This is a genomic window from Meiothermus sp. (assembly GCF_037443965.1).
Classification (GTDB): Bacteria; Deinococcota; Deinococci; order Deinococcales; family Thermaceae; genus Meiothermus.
Window position 1 is genome coordinate 1 of record NZ_JBBINI010000048.1, and the last position, 13,936, is coordinate 13,936.

The following is a 13,936-nucleotide window of genomic DNA, read 5'->3' on the forward strand; positions in this document are numbered from 1 at the left end:
CACCCAGACGTAGGTAGCCACCAGGAGGGTTTCTGCGTCAAGATAGTACAGGGGGTGCTCTCTGTGGGTTTCCATAGCACCCCCTCTTTTTTACATCCCCTGGGGTAGGTCAAGTAGCACACGAAGGCATTTTAGATGGAATCGCACTACGCCCGCCAGAAGAACAATCTGTGCTGCACCATCAGTTGTTGCACTACGAGCAAGCCTTATCGGCCAGTTCGCAAGTGCGTGAAGGTATGGTGGACTTACTCACAGCACTGGACAACTCAGGACTGCCAACTGCACTCCTCACCAACAACCACCGGGCCGCTACCGAGATTGCCTTGCAAAAACATAGCCTGGCTTTTGCCTTGATACTAACCCGCGAGGATGCCCCGCCCAAACCCAGCCCTGCCCTGTTAAAGCGTGCCCTGGATCATTTTGGTTTGAAACCCCATGAGGCCATATACATCGGGGACTCGGAGGGCGATTTGCAGGCGGCGCAGGCCCTGAAGATGACGGTGTGGTTTTTGGCAACGCCCCACAACTCGACATTCCACCCCCGCTTCGAGTACCCTGTAGAACTGTTGCAGGCACTTCGGCAGCATCTATAGAGGTAGAATTTGGATATGCGATGGTGGTTCACGATAGTGTTGGTGGGTCTAGGAATGCTGGTTTATAACCCTAGAGCTGCTTCCAGCGCCTTGCAAAAGGCCGACTGGATCGTGGTGCTGGGCGCAGCCCAGTACAACGGTGAACCGTCCACCATTCTGCGCAACCGCCTCGAGGCCGCCCTGCGCCTCTATCGTCAGGGCTATGCTCCCCGCATTGCCGTGACCGGTGGGCGCCGTCCGGGCGACCGATACAGCGAGGGTGAAGTGGGTTGTCGCTACTTGCAAGCCAGGGGTGTTCCACGTTCGGCCCTTTACTGTGAACGGCAAAGCCGACGTACTTGGGAAAACCTAAGCAACATCGCTCCCATCATTGGCGATTCTAGAGCCATTATCGTTACCGACGAACCCCACCTACCCAGAGCGCTTATCCTGGCCGAGCAGATTGGCCTCAAAGCTACCGGTTTTGCAGTTAGAGGGCAGTTCAAAGAATCCTATTGGCAACGCGAAAGTTTGCTGGCTACGCTTGCACGGTTGGGTCTACGGTAAGGGTATATGGTCAGACCGGCCGAGCCAAGAGTGCAAAACAAACACAAGGTTCCAGCATTTGTTTTACGAACCGAAAATCTATGGAGAATTACTTTCAACTCATCATGACCTAAGAAGACAGGTACAAACCTAGCCTGTTCAGCGTTTGAACCTATCCAGAGAAGTCATGTAGCCTTCTAACAAAGCCCTGAACTGACCTACAAACAATTCGCGCTCATTGCGTACCTGTTCGATATCGTTTTTGATCCGCTTCATCTGCTCGATGAGCTCCTGTAGCGCAGCCTGGCGCTCGGACTCGGTCTCCCGCTTGATGAGTTCGGCTTCGCGCTCGGCCTGGGCTTTAATTTCGCGGGCGATGCGCTCGGCGGCCACCACGGCCCGCTTCAGCTCGGCCTCGCCTTCTCTGGCTTTGGCCAGTTCGGCCTCGAGCTCGCGGATGTAGCTGCGCAAGCGCTCGTTTTCTTCGATGAGGGCGGTCTGAACGTCGGCCACCCGGCCCAGGTACTCCCGCACCTCAGCCACCGAATATCCGCGCAAGCCCTGGCGAAACTCCTGGTAGCGGATATCCAAAGGGGTCAGGTCGCTGCGTTCACCGCGTTCGATGCGAAACTCACCGGTCATGCGCTCTTCCACGGCTTTAGACTACTACAGCCAGTAACCGAATTTCGATAAGTTACCGTACTCTGCAGACCTAAGGTACAAGGCAGCTTTGTCTTTGAACCATGCCGCCCATCTTTGCCAGGCGAACACAAAATCATATAAAAACTTGTTGATTCATCCCACTAATACGCATTTCGGCAGTATCGTTCACTTCGGCAAGCCTAAACGATACTACCGAAATGCTTTTCTACTCCCTTCGGTCGGCTTGAATCCTTCACCTCTGACTCCGTCCAACGGTGAAGGATTCAAGCGGAAACGGTATAACGCTAACCTCGCCAGGGATTGAATAGTTTTATTTGGGTTATAGCTGATGCATTCAAAGTGTCAAACCTGAGCGAGTTGGAAAGGTTTCTGATTACGTCCCTGGATCAAAAATGGCTCGCCCCACCCGCACCAGCGTGGCCCCTTCCTCCACCGCTACCTCGAGGTCGCCCGACATCCCCATGCTGCGCTCAGGTAGCCCATACCGGTCGGCCAGCTGGGAGAGCTGGGCAAATATGGGCCGCACCGTCTCGGGGTTGTCTGTGTAGGGGGCCACGGTCATCAGGCCCTCCACCCTCAGCCCTTCCAGGGCCTGGATCTGGGCCATGGCCTGGGGCAGTTCTTCTTCCAGAAAACCGTGCTTCTGGGGTTCGCGCCCCAGGTTGAGTTCCAGGAGTACCCGCTGCACCTTGCCGTGCTCGAGCGCCTTGCGGGCCACAGCCTCGGCCAGGCGCAGCGAGTCTATGGAGTGGATTAGCTCGAAGCGCACCGCAAACTTGGCCTTGTTGCGCTGTAAGGGCCCAATAAAGTGCCATTCGGCCGAAAGCGCCTCCATCTTGGGCAGAGCCTCCTGAATGCGCGACTCCCCCAGGGGGAAGTGGCCGTAGCGCAGCACCTGCTCACGAATTTCTGCAACGGTGTGTTCTTTAGTCACCGCTACCAGTCGGACACCTTTCGGATCACGACCCACACGGCCACAGGCTTTTTCAATACGCTCCAGGACACCGGGAAGACTCATAGTTGAGTGGGTACTTCATTAGAGATTAGCAGGGTCTTTGGCGGCCCGAGGCCCTAAAAACCTAGCGGCAAACGGGCCACCTCAGATGGCCGCCAGAATCCCCCGCACAAACCTGCGGAACAGCGCCCCGCTCCGGGCCGCGGTGGCCAGCACCTCCTGCTCGGTGGCGTGGTGGTCGCGCTCGGGCACGGCCATATCGGTGATGGTGGAAAGGCCCAGCACCCGAGCCCCCAGGTGCCGCAGGGCAATCACCTCGGGCACGGTGGACATCCCGATGGCATCGGCCCCCAGGGTGCGCAGCAGCTTAAGCTCGGCCCGGCTGGCGAACTGCGGCCCCGGCCACCAGGCATACACGCCCTCGCGCAGGGTGAAGTCCTGGGCTCGAGCCACTTTGTGCGCCAGCGCTCGCAGCTCTAGGTCGTAAGCGTCAAAGGTCACGGGAAAGCGCGGCCCCAGGCGCTCGTCATTGGGGCCGGTGAGGGGCGAGAGGGGTGCGTAGTTGATGTAGTCGTTGTGCAGCATCAGCTCCCCCGCGTGCCAGCTGGGGTTGAGCCCCCCGGCCGCCGAGGTGATGAAAAAGGTTTTTGCCCCCAGAAAGTAGCCCACCCGCACGGGAAATGAGACCTGCGCCGCGGTATAGCCCTCGTAGCAGTGCACCCGGCCCTTGTAGGCCAGTACGTTTTTGCCCTCGAGCCGCCCCAAAATAAGCTTCCCCTCGTGCCCCGGCGCGGTGGACTGGGGGAAGTTGGGCAGTGCCGCATACGGAAAACTCGCCACCGTCTCGATCTCATCCCCCAGCGGCCCCAGCCCCGAACCCAACACAATGCCCACCTCGGGTACAAAGTCGGTCTGGGCGCGAATGTGGTTTACGGTCTCCTGAATCTGGTCGTAGATCGAACTCATAACCCCAAATCTACCGCAAACAAGGCGCAGGGAGTAGAGCACCCTTGGGGATGTGCTGGTCTACCTTGGTCGTCGGCACTTTCCAATTATCCATGTCGGTTGGGCATCCCGCAATCGGCCTGATGGGCCAAGGATGGACGGTCAAACAATCTCCGGGCCGGAACTTGGAGTATCTGAAGCCTACGCTCGAGCGTGCTAACATGATCCTGTGAGGCTGTCCGAGCGTATTACCTTCAATCCGCTGGTTATGGGCGGGCGGCCCTGCATTCGGGGAACGCGCATCACCGTGGGCACCATTCTCAACCAGCTACGTTTCCAGTCGCCAGCGGAAATCCTGCGCGACTACCCCGAGATCGAGCCGGAGGATATTGACGCTGCGCTAGAATACGCGGTCTTTCTAGCCGAGGAGCGCGAGGTTGTGGTTTGAAAATCCTGCTGGACATGAACCTCACCCCTCGCTGGGTGGGGTTTTTGCATGAACGGGGCTACCAGGCCGTACGCTGGTCGGAGGTGGGGCTGGCCAGTGCGAATGACCTCGAGGTGTTGCGCTTCGCCGCCAGGGAAGGTTACTTGCTCCTGACCCACGATCTCGACTTTGGCGACCTGCTGGCTTACAGCCGCGAAGCAAGGCCCAGCGTGGTGATTTTGCGGGGAGTGGATCTGCGGCCCGAGGCCAGCGGAGAGCACCTGCTGCGAGTCCTGGCGACAGCGGTGGAGGAGCTCGAGACCGGGGCTATTGTGGTAATGGACGCACAGCGGATTCGCGTGCGTCCGTTGCCTTTGGGGTAATGAGGGCGGGGCTGGCATGCGCAGCCAGTGTGAATTCTTGAAGCTGAGGGCTTACTCAAACCTCGAGCGATAGGATGACCGTACTTTCAACGGGTCACCTCGACAAGCTCGGTGACTTCACAATCCGCTCATACCATAGTTGGGGTCAAGCTATGGGGTCAAACGCGAACCCGAGGATTCACACCCTCGGGTTTTTTGCGCCCTGGACTGGTGGCTATGGGCGGACTTGAACCGCCGACACCACGATTATGAGTCGTGTGCTCTAACCAGCTGAGCTACATAGCCATGGTTGCAGGGACAGGATTTGAACCTGTGACCTTCGGGTTATGAGCCCGACGAGCTACCAGACTGCTCCACCCTGCGTCGTTCGGATGGGGGGTCGTCCCCAAGCCGCAAACTCAATCTTAGGCGGGAAACCCTCTACCGTCAAGGCGCTCAGGTAAGCAACGAAACCGTGGCTGCCTCGTGAATCCCGGCTTTCTTATCGTTCAAAAAGCCGCCCTGGAAGCCCCTTTGCAGGGCCACTATCTCGGCTAAGGCTGCCACTGCGATCTCTTCCGGGCTTTCAGCGCCGATGTCCAGCCCAATGGGGTTGCGCAGGCGGGCCAGTTGCTCCGGGTTGGGCACGAAGCCTTCGTTTTTGAGCGCATCCAGGATTTTTTCCAGCCGGTTGCGCGGGCCCAGCATACCCACATACCGCGCCGGGGACTCGAGGGCAAAACGCAGGGCCTGGCGGTCAATATCGAGGTGGTGGTTCATGATGATTATGTGCAGGCGGGGCGTCAGACTGATTTTCTGGGCAAATTCGTCGTGCGCGGCCTGAATGGTCTGGCAGCCCTCGAAACCCCGCAACAACTCGGGCCGGGCATCCACCACCGTCACCTTGAAGCCCAGCACCAGGGCCTGGTTCGCCATGGGCTTGGCGTCGTGGCCGGCACCAAACAAAACCAGCTCGGGGATGGGGCTGCTCACGTCGAAAAATACTTCGGCCTCCTGCACGTAGCGGGTGGTGGGACGGGAGGTGCCCCCCTGCATCTGCCGGGCGATTCGAACTACCTGTTCGTGCAGTTCGGGAGGGGTAATCTGGCCCTCGAGCGCTCCATCTGGCTTGAGCCAGACCCGCCCTTCCCCACCCCCAATCACCGTAGCCAGCACCGAAGGCTCCGAGGCCGTGGTCTCCTGCAACCAGCGGTGGAGCATCCCCTGGGGCTCGACCGGCTCCACCCAGACCTCCACCGTGCCACCGCAGCCGGGCCACCAGGTCTTCTCTTCGTTGTAGTCGAAAATGGTACGTTCAGCACGGCCCCGGGCCAGGATTTGCATGGCAATCTCGATCATCTCCTGCTCCAGGCAACCCCCGGAGATCATGCAGGCCGAGCCGCCATCCTCGCGTACCAGCATCTTGGCCCCTTCACGTCGGTAGGCCGAGCCAATTACCCGCACCACCGTCGCCAGCGCGGTCTGTTTACCCTCGGCCCAGGCGGCCTCGAGGGCCGCTAAAAGCATGGGAGTCTGGTTAGCCATACGCTGTTCCTCTTTTCCTAAGTTACACCCACCACAACCTTACAACTCTGTTGGCAGCACACATTTAACCGGTTTCCTGCTATGCGCAAATCAAGCGACTTCTTGCCACTCTCATCTTTGAGGTTATATAGTTATGCTTAAAGATTTCAGTTACAGGTGTACCTGCTCGATTGGTTTGGTGTACCTGGAATCGTTTTCGATAGCTCTGGCTCCTGAGGTGCTGCATTGCTTAGACTTCCTTTCACCCCTCGGATTCACCCCAAAGCCTGGCGCTCAGGTGTGGGTAAAGGCTTGCAAAGGCCAATTTTTACCTGGACATCCAATCAGGGCAACCATACGGTCATCAACCGTCTTCCTGGTTTTCAAGGCGGCGACCAAGGTCCACCCCTCGCCTGATACACCGGCATCACGTTTCGAATCTACCCACCCCTACACCAAGGAGGAAGCATGGCAGAGAAAGTACACATCAAGGTTGTGGTCAACGGCGTCGAACATCACAGCGAGGTCGAGCCGAGGCTTTTGCTGGTTCACTATCTGCGCGAGACTCTGGGGCTCACCGGCACGCACGTGGGCTGCGATACCAGCCAATGCGGGGCTTGCGTGGTGCACCTCGACGGGCAGGCTGTGAAGTCGTGCACGCTGTTCGCGGTGCAGGCCGATGGCAGTAGCGTTACAACCATCGAAGGTTTGGGAAGCATGGGCAGCCTGCATCCAGTGCAGGAGGGTTTCTGGGAGATGCACGGGCTGCAGTGTGGCTTCTGCACCCCCGGCATGATTATGGCGGCAGCCGATCTGCTCAACAAAAACCCGCGGCCCAACGAAGAAGAAATCCGGCATGCCCTGGAGGGCAACCTGTGCCGCTGTACCGGCTACCACAACATCGTGCGGGCCGTACAGTATGCCGCCGACAAGATGGCCGGCAAGGTTGGAGCGGCAGCGGACGACTAATCTCAAACGCGGGACCAAAAACCTTGAGCTAAACAAGGGAGAGCACAATGGCAGAAAAACTATTTGGCAAGGCCATGAGGCGGGTCGAAGACCCCCGTTTCATTACCGGCACCGGCAACTACACCGACGACATGACCCTGCCCGGCATGGTGCACGCGGCCATGGTTCGTTCGCCGTACGCCCATGCCCGGATCAAGAAAATTGACGTCTCCAAGGCCCGCTCGCATCCTGGGGTGCTGGCGGTGATTACCGGGCAGGAGATGAAGGATGCTGGCATCAACGGGATTCCCACCGGCTGGCTGCACCCCGGCATCAAAACCCCGCCCCACTACGCCATCACCTTCGATAAGGCCCGGCATGTGGGCGACATCGTGGCCGCGGTCATCGCCGAGACCCGCCAGATTGCCGAGGATGCCGCGCAGCTTGTAGAAGTAGACTACGAACCCCTGCCGGCGGTTTCGCTGGGCAGTGAGGCGCTCAAACCCGGCGCGCCTGCCGTCCACGACGACATACCCGACAATATCTGTTTCACCTGGAGCATTGGCGATAAAGAGGCGGTAGACAAAGCTTTTGCCAGCGCCTACAAGACCGTCAAGCTCACGCTGCGCAACAATCGGCTGGTGCCCAACGCCATGGAACCGCGGGCCTCGCTGGCCCAGTACCTCAAGGCCAGCGACGAGTACACCCTCTGGACCACCAGCCAGAACCCCCACATCCACCGCCTGTTGATCGCGGCCTTTATTATGGGTATCCCTGAGCACAAGCTGCGGGTGATTGCCCCGGATGTGGGCGGGGGTTTTGGCAGCAAGATTTACCAGTACCCGGAAGAAATAATTGTGCTCTACGCGGCCAAAAAGCTGGGCCGCCCGGTCAAGTGGACGGCCCGCCGCTCGGAGAGCTTTGTGACCGACTCCCACGGGCGCGACCACGAGACCGTGGCCGAGATGGCGGTAGACCAGAACGGCAAGATTACCGCCTTGCGGGTGGACACCATTGCCAACATGGGGGCTTATCTGACCACCTTTGCCCCGGCGGTGCCCACCTACCTGTACGGCTGCTTGCTGGCCGGCACCTACACCACCCCCCACATCTACTGCCACGTGACCGCTCCCTTCACCCACACCACGCCGGTGGACGCCTACCGGGGCGCCGGGCGGCCCGAGGCCACGTATCTGCTCGAGCGCCTGGTGGACGTGATGACCCACGAGCTGGGCATGGATCCGGTGGAGTTCCGCCGCAAGAACCTGATTCCCCCCGAGGCTTTCCCCTACCAGACCCCGGTGGCCCTGCAGTACGACTCCGGCAACTACGAGGCCAACCTGGATAAGGCTCTAGAACTGGTGGGTTACCAGCAACTGCGCCAGCAGCAAGCGGAGTGGCGCAAGCAGGGCCGGTACATGGGGATTGGCGTGGTGACCTATATCGAGGCCTGCGGGCTGGCCCCCTCGGCCCTGGTGGGTAGCCTGGGCGCCCAGGCTGGGCAGTGGGAAAGCGCGCTGGTACGGGTCATGCCCACCGGCAAGGTGGAGGTCTTCACCGGCACCCACAGCCACGGCCAGGGCCACGAGACGGCCTTCGCCCAGGTGGTGGCCGACGAGCTCCAAGTTCCAGTAGAAGATGTGGTGCTGGTGCACGGCGACACCGGGCGGATGCCCTACGGCTGGGGCTCTTACGGCTCGCGTTCGGCGCCCACCGGCCTTTCGGCCATCGTGCTGGCGACCCGGAAGATCATTGACAAGTCCAAAAAGATTGCCGCCCATCTGCTGGAGGCCGCCCCCGAAGACATCGTTCACGAGGACGGCAAGTTCATGGTCAAGGGGGTGCCCGACAAGGCCAAGACCTTCTTCGACATAGCCCTGCAAGCCCACCTGGCCCACAACTACCCCGCCGACCTCGAGCCCGGCCTCGAGGCCACCCACTTCTACGACCCCAAAAACTTCGTCTACCCCTTCGGTACCCACATCGCGGTGGTGGAGGTAGACCCCGACACCGGCAAGGTTAGGCTCCTGCGCTACCTCTCGGTGGACGACTGCGGCCCGGTGATCAACCCGCTGATTGCCGAAGGGCAGGTACACGGCGGCATCGCCCAGGGCCTTGGGCAAGCACTCCTGGAAGAAGCGGTCTACGACAAGGAAGGCCAGATTCTCTCGGGGAACTTCCTCGAGTACACCCTGCCCCGCGCCGACGACCTGGTGCAGATCGAGCACGACCACACCGTGACCCCCTGCCCGCACAACCCCCTGGGCGTCAAGGGCATCGGCGAGGCTGGCACCATCGCCTCCACCGCGGCGGTGGCCAATGCGGTGATGGATGCCCTGCAGCCCTTTGGCATCGTGCACCTCGATATGCCTTATACCCCGGAAAAGGTCTGGCGGGCCATTCATGGCAGCAGGCTGGCCCAGGCTGCGGATTAGCCTGAGCCGCAACCAGTCCGGTGGTATGCACTGAGCCAAAGAATGCCGGACACCAAAGAAGCATCTGCATCGAGGTAAACAGGCAGGGGAGCGCGCGTCGCAGCAGACAAAAACTCCACCATGTCCCCGCTCCCCTGCTCCAGATGGAGGGTTTGAATGTACACATCCGAGTTTGCTTACAAAAAAGCCGGGAGCCTTGCAGAGGCCATTAGCCTCCTTCAACAGCACCCAGATGCCGAGCTGCTGGCAGGCGGTCACAGCCTCATTCCCACCATGAAGCTGCGTTTGGCCTCGCCTTCGGCCCTGATTGACATCTCCAAGGTAGCCGAGTTGCGGGGCATCCGCCGCGACGGTGACACCCTGGTGATCGGGGCCATGACCACCTACCGCGAGTTGGAAACCTCCGACCTCCTCAAAGCGCACTGCCCCATCATCCCCCAGGCAGTGAGCCTGATTGGCGACCCCATGGTACGGGCCAAGGGCACCATCGGTGGATCGCTGGCCCACGCCGACCCTGCCGCCGACCTTCCGGCCTCCATGCTGGCGCTGGGCGCCCAGATCAAAGTTCAGGGGCCCTCCGGCAGCCGGGTGGTGGAGGCCGAGCAGTTTTTTACCGGTATGTTCAGCACCGCGCTGCAGGAGGGTGAGATTCTGACCGAGGTGCACATTCCGGTTCGGCCGGGGGCCCGCATGGCCTATGCCAAGTTTCCGCATCCGGCCAGCCGCTACGCGGTGGTGGGGGTGGCGGTGGTGATTGGCCCCGGTGGCCTACGGGCTGCAGTGACGGGCGCAGGGGAGCACGCCATGCGGCTGACCCAACTTGAGCAGGCCCTTGCCGGCAAAGCGCTAACCGCCGAGAACATCGCCGCCGCCTGCCAGGGCTTGCTACCCGCCGACAACCTCAACCACGACCTGGTCGCATCGAAGGAGTACCGCGCACACCTGGTGGATGTGATGGCCAAGCGGGCCCTGATGCAGGCCGCTGGGCTGTAGCGGTTCGCGGCTCAATTGTGAGGGGCTGAGGTAATTCGGCCCCTCTCTTTTATGTGAAGATAAAATCATGTATCCGACATCTGTAGAGGAGACCCAAAAAGCCCTCGAGGCCCATCGCTATATCGCCGATAAGGGACTCTCGGTGGCGGTCTTTCTAGCCCTCAAGTTGGGACGTCCCCTGTTGCTTGAAGGGGAGCCTGGGGTTGGGAAAACCGAAATTGTCAAGGTATTGGCTCAGATGCTTTCCACCCGGCTTATCCGGCTGCAATGCTACGAAGGGCTCGACATCAGCAGTGCGGTCTATGAATGGGACTATGCACGCCAGATGATGCAAATCCGGCTGATGGAGGCCACGGGCGAGCAAGACCAGGAAAAAGTGCGGCATGAGGTGTTTAGCCAGGAGTTTTTGCTCAAGCGCCCCTTGCTGCAAGCCCTGGAGAGCACCCATGGCAAAGCCCCGGTGCTGCTGATTGATGAGCTGGATCGGGCCGATGAGGAGTTTGAGGCCTTTTTGCTCGAGTTCCTTTCGGACTGGCAGATTACCGTGCCCGAGGTGGGCACCCTCAAAGCCCAGCAGCCGCCAGTGGTGGTGATCACCTCCAACCGCACCCGCGAAATACATGATGCCCTCAAGCGGCGCTGCATGTACTACTGGATTGACTACCCTAGCTTTGAGAAGGAATACAAAATTGTGCGCGAGAAGGTCCCGGGCGTGCCAGAAAAACTGGCTCAACAAGCAGTGGCTTTTGTACAGGAGTTGCGCAAACTAGACCTCTACAAAGCCCCTGGTGTGGCCGAGACCTTGGACTGGGCCTCCTCACTGATCGCACTCGACCAGACCGCGCTTTCCATAAACATCATCGAGGAAACCCTGGGCGTGCTGCTCAAATACCAGGATGATGTGGTGAAGGCCAAAAATCAGGCCCAGAACCTGTTGGCCAAAGCCCAGATGCCCGCCACGCTATGACCGCACCCACCGGACAGTTATTGAGCCATGTCGTCGGTTTTGTGCGAACCCTGCGGGCAGAGGGTATGGTCGTAACCCCCGGACAAACAGCTACTTTCGCCCGTGCGCTTGGGGAAATCTCCATCTTCGATCCGGTGGCCTTTTTCCATGCCGCTGCGTGCACGCTGGTTACCCGCAGAGAAGACCAGGCTAAGTTTGCCGAGGCCTTTCGCAAATTCTGGCAAAACCTGGGCCTCGAGCACTTCCCCAGTGAGCTGCTGAGCCAGACCACCCTTCCACCCAAAAAAGAGCAAAAGGCCAAACCGGGCGAGGTTGGACGCGAGTCCCGTTCCTCTGGTGAATCCAACGATCATCCACTGCCCATCGTTGACCGAGCACTTACCTTCTCCGAGACCGAGGTGCTTAAGCAAAAGCGCTTCGATCACATGACCGACAGAGAGCTCGAGGCGGCCCAAAGGCTTCTATACAATTTTGTTTGGAACCCCCCCGAGCGCCGTACCCGGCGCATGAAAACCACCGGCAAAGAGCAACTTGACATCCGCCGAAGCTTCCGCCGCTCGCTCAAACATCAGGGTGAGTTGGTGGAACTAGCTCGGCGCGCCCATAAAACCAAGCCCCGGCCTATCATCGCCCTGGCTGACGTGTCCGGCTCGATGGAGCGCTACGCCCGAATGTTGTTGCACTTCTTGCATGCTTTTAGCTTGCAACAATCTCGTCATGGGGTACGGCAGATCGAAACCTTTACCTTTGGCACCCGGCTGACCCGTATTACCCGTACCTTCAAAAAACGCAGTGTGGACGCTGCGCTCAGTGAGGTCGGACAGCAAGTCAAGGACTGGTCGGGCGGTACGCGGATTGGGGCCTGTCTGCACAGCTTCAATCAGACCTGGGCCAAGCGGGTACTAGGTCGTGGTGCCATCGTGCTGGTCATATCCGACGGCTGGGATCAGGGGGAACCCGAGCTTCTTTCCTTCGAGATGGAGCGCCTGCAGAAATCCTGCCACCGACTCATCTGGCTCAATCCGTTGATCGGTACCCCGGGCTATCAGCCGCTCACCAGGGGGCTGGTGGCAGCAATGCCTTTCATTGACAATTTTTTGCCGATCCACAACCTCTCGAGCCTCGAGATGCTGGTGGAAGCCCTGGCAGGGCTCGAGTCGCCCCGCTAAGGGCATAGAACCAAAACGCCCGCCGTTACAAGGGCGGGCGTTTGCAGGGGATGATTTGCTGGCGATCAGTAGTTGCTGTACAGCAGCAGGTTGGGCGAGCGCGACCCGGCGCTCCTCACCACGCCCACCGTCGCGTTGCCCACAAGGGCGTTACGCACCGCGGAGGGGCTGGCGGCAGGGTTGCTTTGCAGATAGAGAGCTGCCACCCCAGCCACATGGGGCGTCGCCATCGAGGTACCGCTAATGGTATTGGTCGAAGTGTTGCTGCTAATCCAGGCCGAGGTGATGGAGGAGCCGGGCGCGAAGAGATCCAGGCACCTGCCGTAGTTGGAGTACGAGGCCCTGGTATCGGTAGAGGTGGTGGCCCCTACGGTAATGCCGGCGGCCACGCGGGCCGGGGAGAAACTACAGGCGTCGCGGTTGCTGTTGCCAGCCGCCAGGGCAAAGGTAATCCCGGCGTTGATGGCATTGTTAACTGCGGTGTCGAGGGCGCTCGAGGCCCCTCCACCCAGGCTCATGTTGGCTACCGCCGGCTTTTGGGCGTTCTGCCGAACCCAGTCCACGCCAGCAATCACACCCGAGTTGGTACCCGAGCCGCTGCAATTCAGGACCCGCACGGCATACAAGCGCACGTTTTTGGCTACGCCGTACAACGAGCCCCCTACCGTACCGGCCACATGGGTGCCGTGGCCATTGCAGTCGTTGCCATTCTGTCCGTCGCCTATGGCGTCGTAGCCTACCGATGCTCGGCCACCAAATTCGCTATGGCTGATGCGGATTCCGGTATCAATGATATAGGCATTCACCCCAGACCCCGTATTGGTGTAGGTGTAGGTAGTGCTCAGGGGCAAGGCCCGCTGGTCAATCCGATCCAGACCCCAGGTTGCACCCGACTGAGTTGCATCAATGCTCATCAGTTGGTCTGCTTCGATGTAAGCCACCCTGGCATCTTGGCGCAGGGCAGCGAGGTTTTCCGGCGAAAGCTGCACCGCCAAACCTTGCAAAGCAGCCGTGTAGACCTGTTGTACGTTGGCATCGGCTGACAGACCTAGGCTCTGCAGATCAGACTGCCGCTGTACACTGATGCCCCCAAGGCTAGCCTTGAGGCTTTGCAGCGATGCCAGCACATTGGCATCCTCTTTGTAAACCACGATGTACTGACCTTGAACCACATTGGGGTTGTCAAGTCCAAGCAGCGGAACCTGGGTATCCGAACCAATCTTAGTTCCACAGGCCGCCAACAACAAAGCGCTCAAAGCCAGTGTGATGCGACGATACATGCACAAACCTCCCACTAGATATACCTTCGTGTGCTACTTGACCTACCCCAGGGGATGTAAAAAAGAGGGGGTGCTATGGAAACCCACAGAGAGCACCCCCTGTACTATCTTGACGCAGAAACCCTCCTGGTGGCTACCTACGTCTGGGTG

The 13,936-nt window shown here is 59.8% G+C and carries 14 protein-coding genes and 2 tRNA genes; 9 read left to right on the top strand and 7 right to left on the bottom strand.

The annotated features are described in order from the left end of the window. The first annotated feature begins 170 nt into the window (after nt 1-170). Both WKI89_RS16775 and WKI89_RS16780 read left to right on the top strand, forming a co-directional pair. A complete protein-coding gene (locus tag WKI89_RS16775; protein WP_337871525.1) occupies nt 171-593 on the top strand; it encodes an HAD-IA family hydrolase in 423 nt (140 codons plus the stop codon). A 15-nt stretch (nt 594-608) separates the two neighbouring features. Continuing rightward, the gene (locus tag WKI89_RS16780; protein WP_337871526.1) at nt 609-1,139 is read left to right on the top strand and encodes a YdcF family protein; all 531 of its coding nucleotides are present in this window, start codon (nt 609-611) and stop codon (nt 1,137-1,139) included. A 138-nt stretch (nt 1,140-1,277) separates the two neighbouring features. Here the strand turns inward: WKI89_RS16780 and WKI89_RS16785 are convergent, their stop codons facing one another. The 3 genes from WKI89_RS16785 to WKI89_RS16795 form a co-directional block, all read right to left on the bottom strand. After that, nucleotides 1,278-1,772, bottom strand: a complete 495-nt coding sequence (locus WKI89_RS16785; RefSeq protein WP_337871527.1) for a DivIVA domain-containing protein — start codon at nt 1,770-1,772, stop codon at nt 1,278-1,280. Nucleotides 1,773-2,154: 382 nt separating this feature from the next. Then, complete coding sequence (locus WKI89_RS16790; RefSeq protein WP_337871528.1) at nt 2,155-2,799, bottom strand: YggS family pyridoxal phosphate-dependent enzyme; 645 nt, start codon at nt 2,797-2,799, stop codon at nt 2,155-2,157. A gap of 81 nt (nt 2,800-2,880) precedes the next feature. Beyond that, complete coding sequence (locus tag WKI89_RS16795) at nt 2,881-3,702, bottom strand: purine-nucleoside phosphorylase (protein ID WP_337871529.1); 822 nt, start codon at nt 3,700-3,702, stop codon at nt 2,881-2,883. Nucleotides 3,703-3,910: 208 nt separating this feature from the next. Between WKI89_RS16795 and WKI89_RS16800 the strand changes: the two genes are divergently transcribed. Together WKI89_RS16800 and WKI89_RS16805 are read left to right on the top strand one after the other, a co-directional pair. Then, complete coding sequence (locus WKI89_RS16800; protein ID WP_337871530.1) at nt 3,911-4,129, top strand: DUF433 domain-containing protein; 219 nt, start codon at nt 3,911-3,913, stop codon at nt 4,127-4,129. Beyond that, nucleotides 4,126-4,491 (top strand): DUF5615 family PIN-like protein, encoded by a 366-nt coding sequence (locus WKI89_RS16805; RefSeq protein WP_337871531.1) that lies wholly within the window; start codon nt 4,126-4,128, stop codon nt 4,489-4,491. The genes WKI89_RS16800 and WKI89_RS16805 overlap by 4 nt, the downstream gene beginning before the upstream one ends. Before the next feature lie 208 nt (nt 4,492-4,699). Here WKI89_RS16805 and WKI89_RS16810 read toward each other — a convergent pair. The 3 genes from WKI89_RS16810 to WKI89_RS16820 form a co-directional block, all read right to left on the bottom strand. Next, a tRNA-Met gene (locus WKI89_RS16810) sits at nt 4,700-4,776 on the bottom strand. Nucleotide 4,777: 1 nt separating this feature from the next. Continuing rightward, nucleotides 4,778-4,854: transfer RNA gene (locus tag WKI89_RS16815), tRNA-Met, on the bottom strand. A gap of 72 nt (nt 4,855-4,926) precedes the next feature. Continuing rightward, nucleotides 4,927-6,015: an XdhC/CoxI family protein gene (locus WKI89_RS16820; protein WP_337871532.1), complete on the bottom strand. Its 1,089-nt coding sequence runs from the start codon at nt 6,013-6,015 to the stop codon at nt 4,927-4,929. A 447-nt stretch (nt 6,016-6,462) separates the two neighbouring features. On the opposite strand from WKI89_RS16820, the gene WKI89_RS16825 reads away from it, so the two are divergent. From WKI89_RS16825 to WKI89_RS16845, 5 genes are all read left to right on the top strand, one after another. Continuing rightward, a complete protein-coding gene (locus WKI89_RS16825; RefSeq protein ID WP_337871533.1) occupies nt 6,463-6,963 on the top strand; it encodes a (2Fe-2S)-binding protein in 501 nt (166 codons plus the stop codon). A gap of 47 nt (nt 6,964-7,010) precedes the next feature. After that, on the top strand, nt 7,011-9,377 hold the full coding sequence (locus tag WKI89_RS16830; protein ID WP_337871534.1) for a molybdopterin cofactor-binding domain-containing protein: 2,367 nt from the start codon (nt 7,011-7,013) through the stop codon (nt 9,375-9,377). Nucleotides 9,378-9,533: 156 nt separating this feature from the next. Next, complete coding sequence (locus tag WKI89_RS16835; protein ID WP_337871535.1) at nt 9,534-10,370, top strand: xanthine dehydrogenase family protein subunit M; 837 nt, start codon at nt 9,534-9,536, stop codon at nt 10,368-10,370. A gap of 67 nt (nt 10,371-10,437) precedes the next feature. After that, nucleotides 10,438-11,337, top strand: a complete 900-nt coding sequence (locus tag WKI89_RS16840; protein ID WP_337871536.1) for a MoxR family ATPase — start codon at nt 10,438-10,440, stop codon at nt 11,335-11,337. Nucleotides 11,338-11,402: 65 nt separating this feature from the next. Continuing rightward, entirely contained in the window at nt 11,403-12,506 is a 1,104-nt protein-coding gene (locus WKI89_RS16845; protein ID WP_337871537.1) for a VWA domain-containing protein, read from the top strand. Between the two features lie 65 nt (nt 12,507-12,571). Here the strand turns inward: WKI89_RS16845 and WKI89_RS16850 are convergent, their stop codons facing one another. Beyond that, a complete protein-coding gene (locus WKI89_RS16850) occupies nt 12,572-13,786 on the bottom strand; it encodes a S8 family peptidase (protein ID WP_337871538.1) in 1,215 nt (404 codons plus the stop codon). Nucleotides 13,787-13,936: the final 150 nt, after the last annotated feature.

Coding starts and splice junctions, on each gene's coding strand:
- WKI89_RS16850 (WP_337871538.1), bottom strand. CDS start 13,786: ATGTATCGTCGCATCACACTGGCTTTGAGCGCTTTGTTGTTGGCGGCC.
- WKI89_RS16825 (WP_337871533.1), top strand. CDS start 6,463: ATGGCAGAGAAAGTACACATCAAGGTTGTGGTCAACGGCGTCGAACAT.
- WKI89_RS16790 (WP_337871528.1), bottom strand. CDS start 2,799: ATGAGTCTTCCCGGTGTCCTGGAGCGTATTGAAAAAGCCTGTGGCCGT.
- WKI89_RS16845 (WP_337871537.1), top strand. CDS start 11,403: ATGGTCGTAACCCCCGGACAAACAGCTACTTTCGCCCGTGCGCTTGGG.
- WKI89_RS16820 (WP_337871532.1), bottom strand. CDS start 6,015: ATGGCTAACCAGACTCCCATGCTTTTAGCGGCCCTCGAGGCCGCCTGG.
- WKI89_RS16830 (WP_337871534.1), top strand. CDS start 7,011: ATGGCAGAAAAACTATTTGGCAAGGCCATGAGGCGGGTCGAAGACCCC.
- WKI89_RS16835 (WP_337871535.1), top strand. CDS start 9,534: ATGTACACATCCGAGTTTGCTTACAAAAAAGCCGGGAGCCTTGCAGAG.
- WKI89_RS16780 (WP_337871526.1), top strand. CDS start 609: ATGCGATGGTGGTTCACGATAGTGTTGGTGGGTCTAGGAATGCTGGTT.
- WKI89_RS16795 (WP_337871529.1), bottom strand. CDS start 3,702: ATGAGTTCGATCTACGACCAGATTCAGGAGACCGTAAACCACATTCGC.
- WKI89_RS16840 (WP_337871536.1), top strand. CDS start 10,438: ATGTATCCGACATCTGTAGAGGAGACCCAAAAAGCCCTCGAGGCCCAT.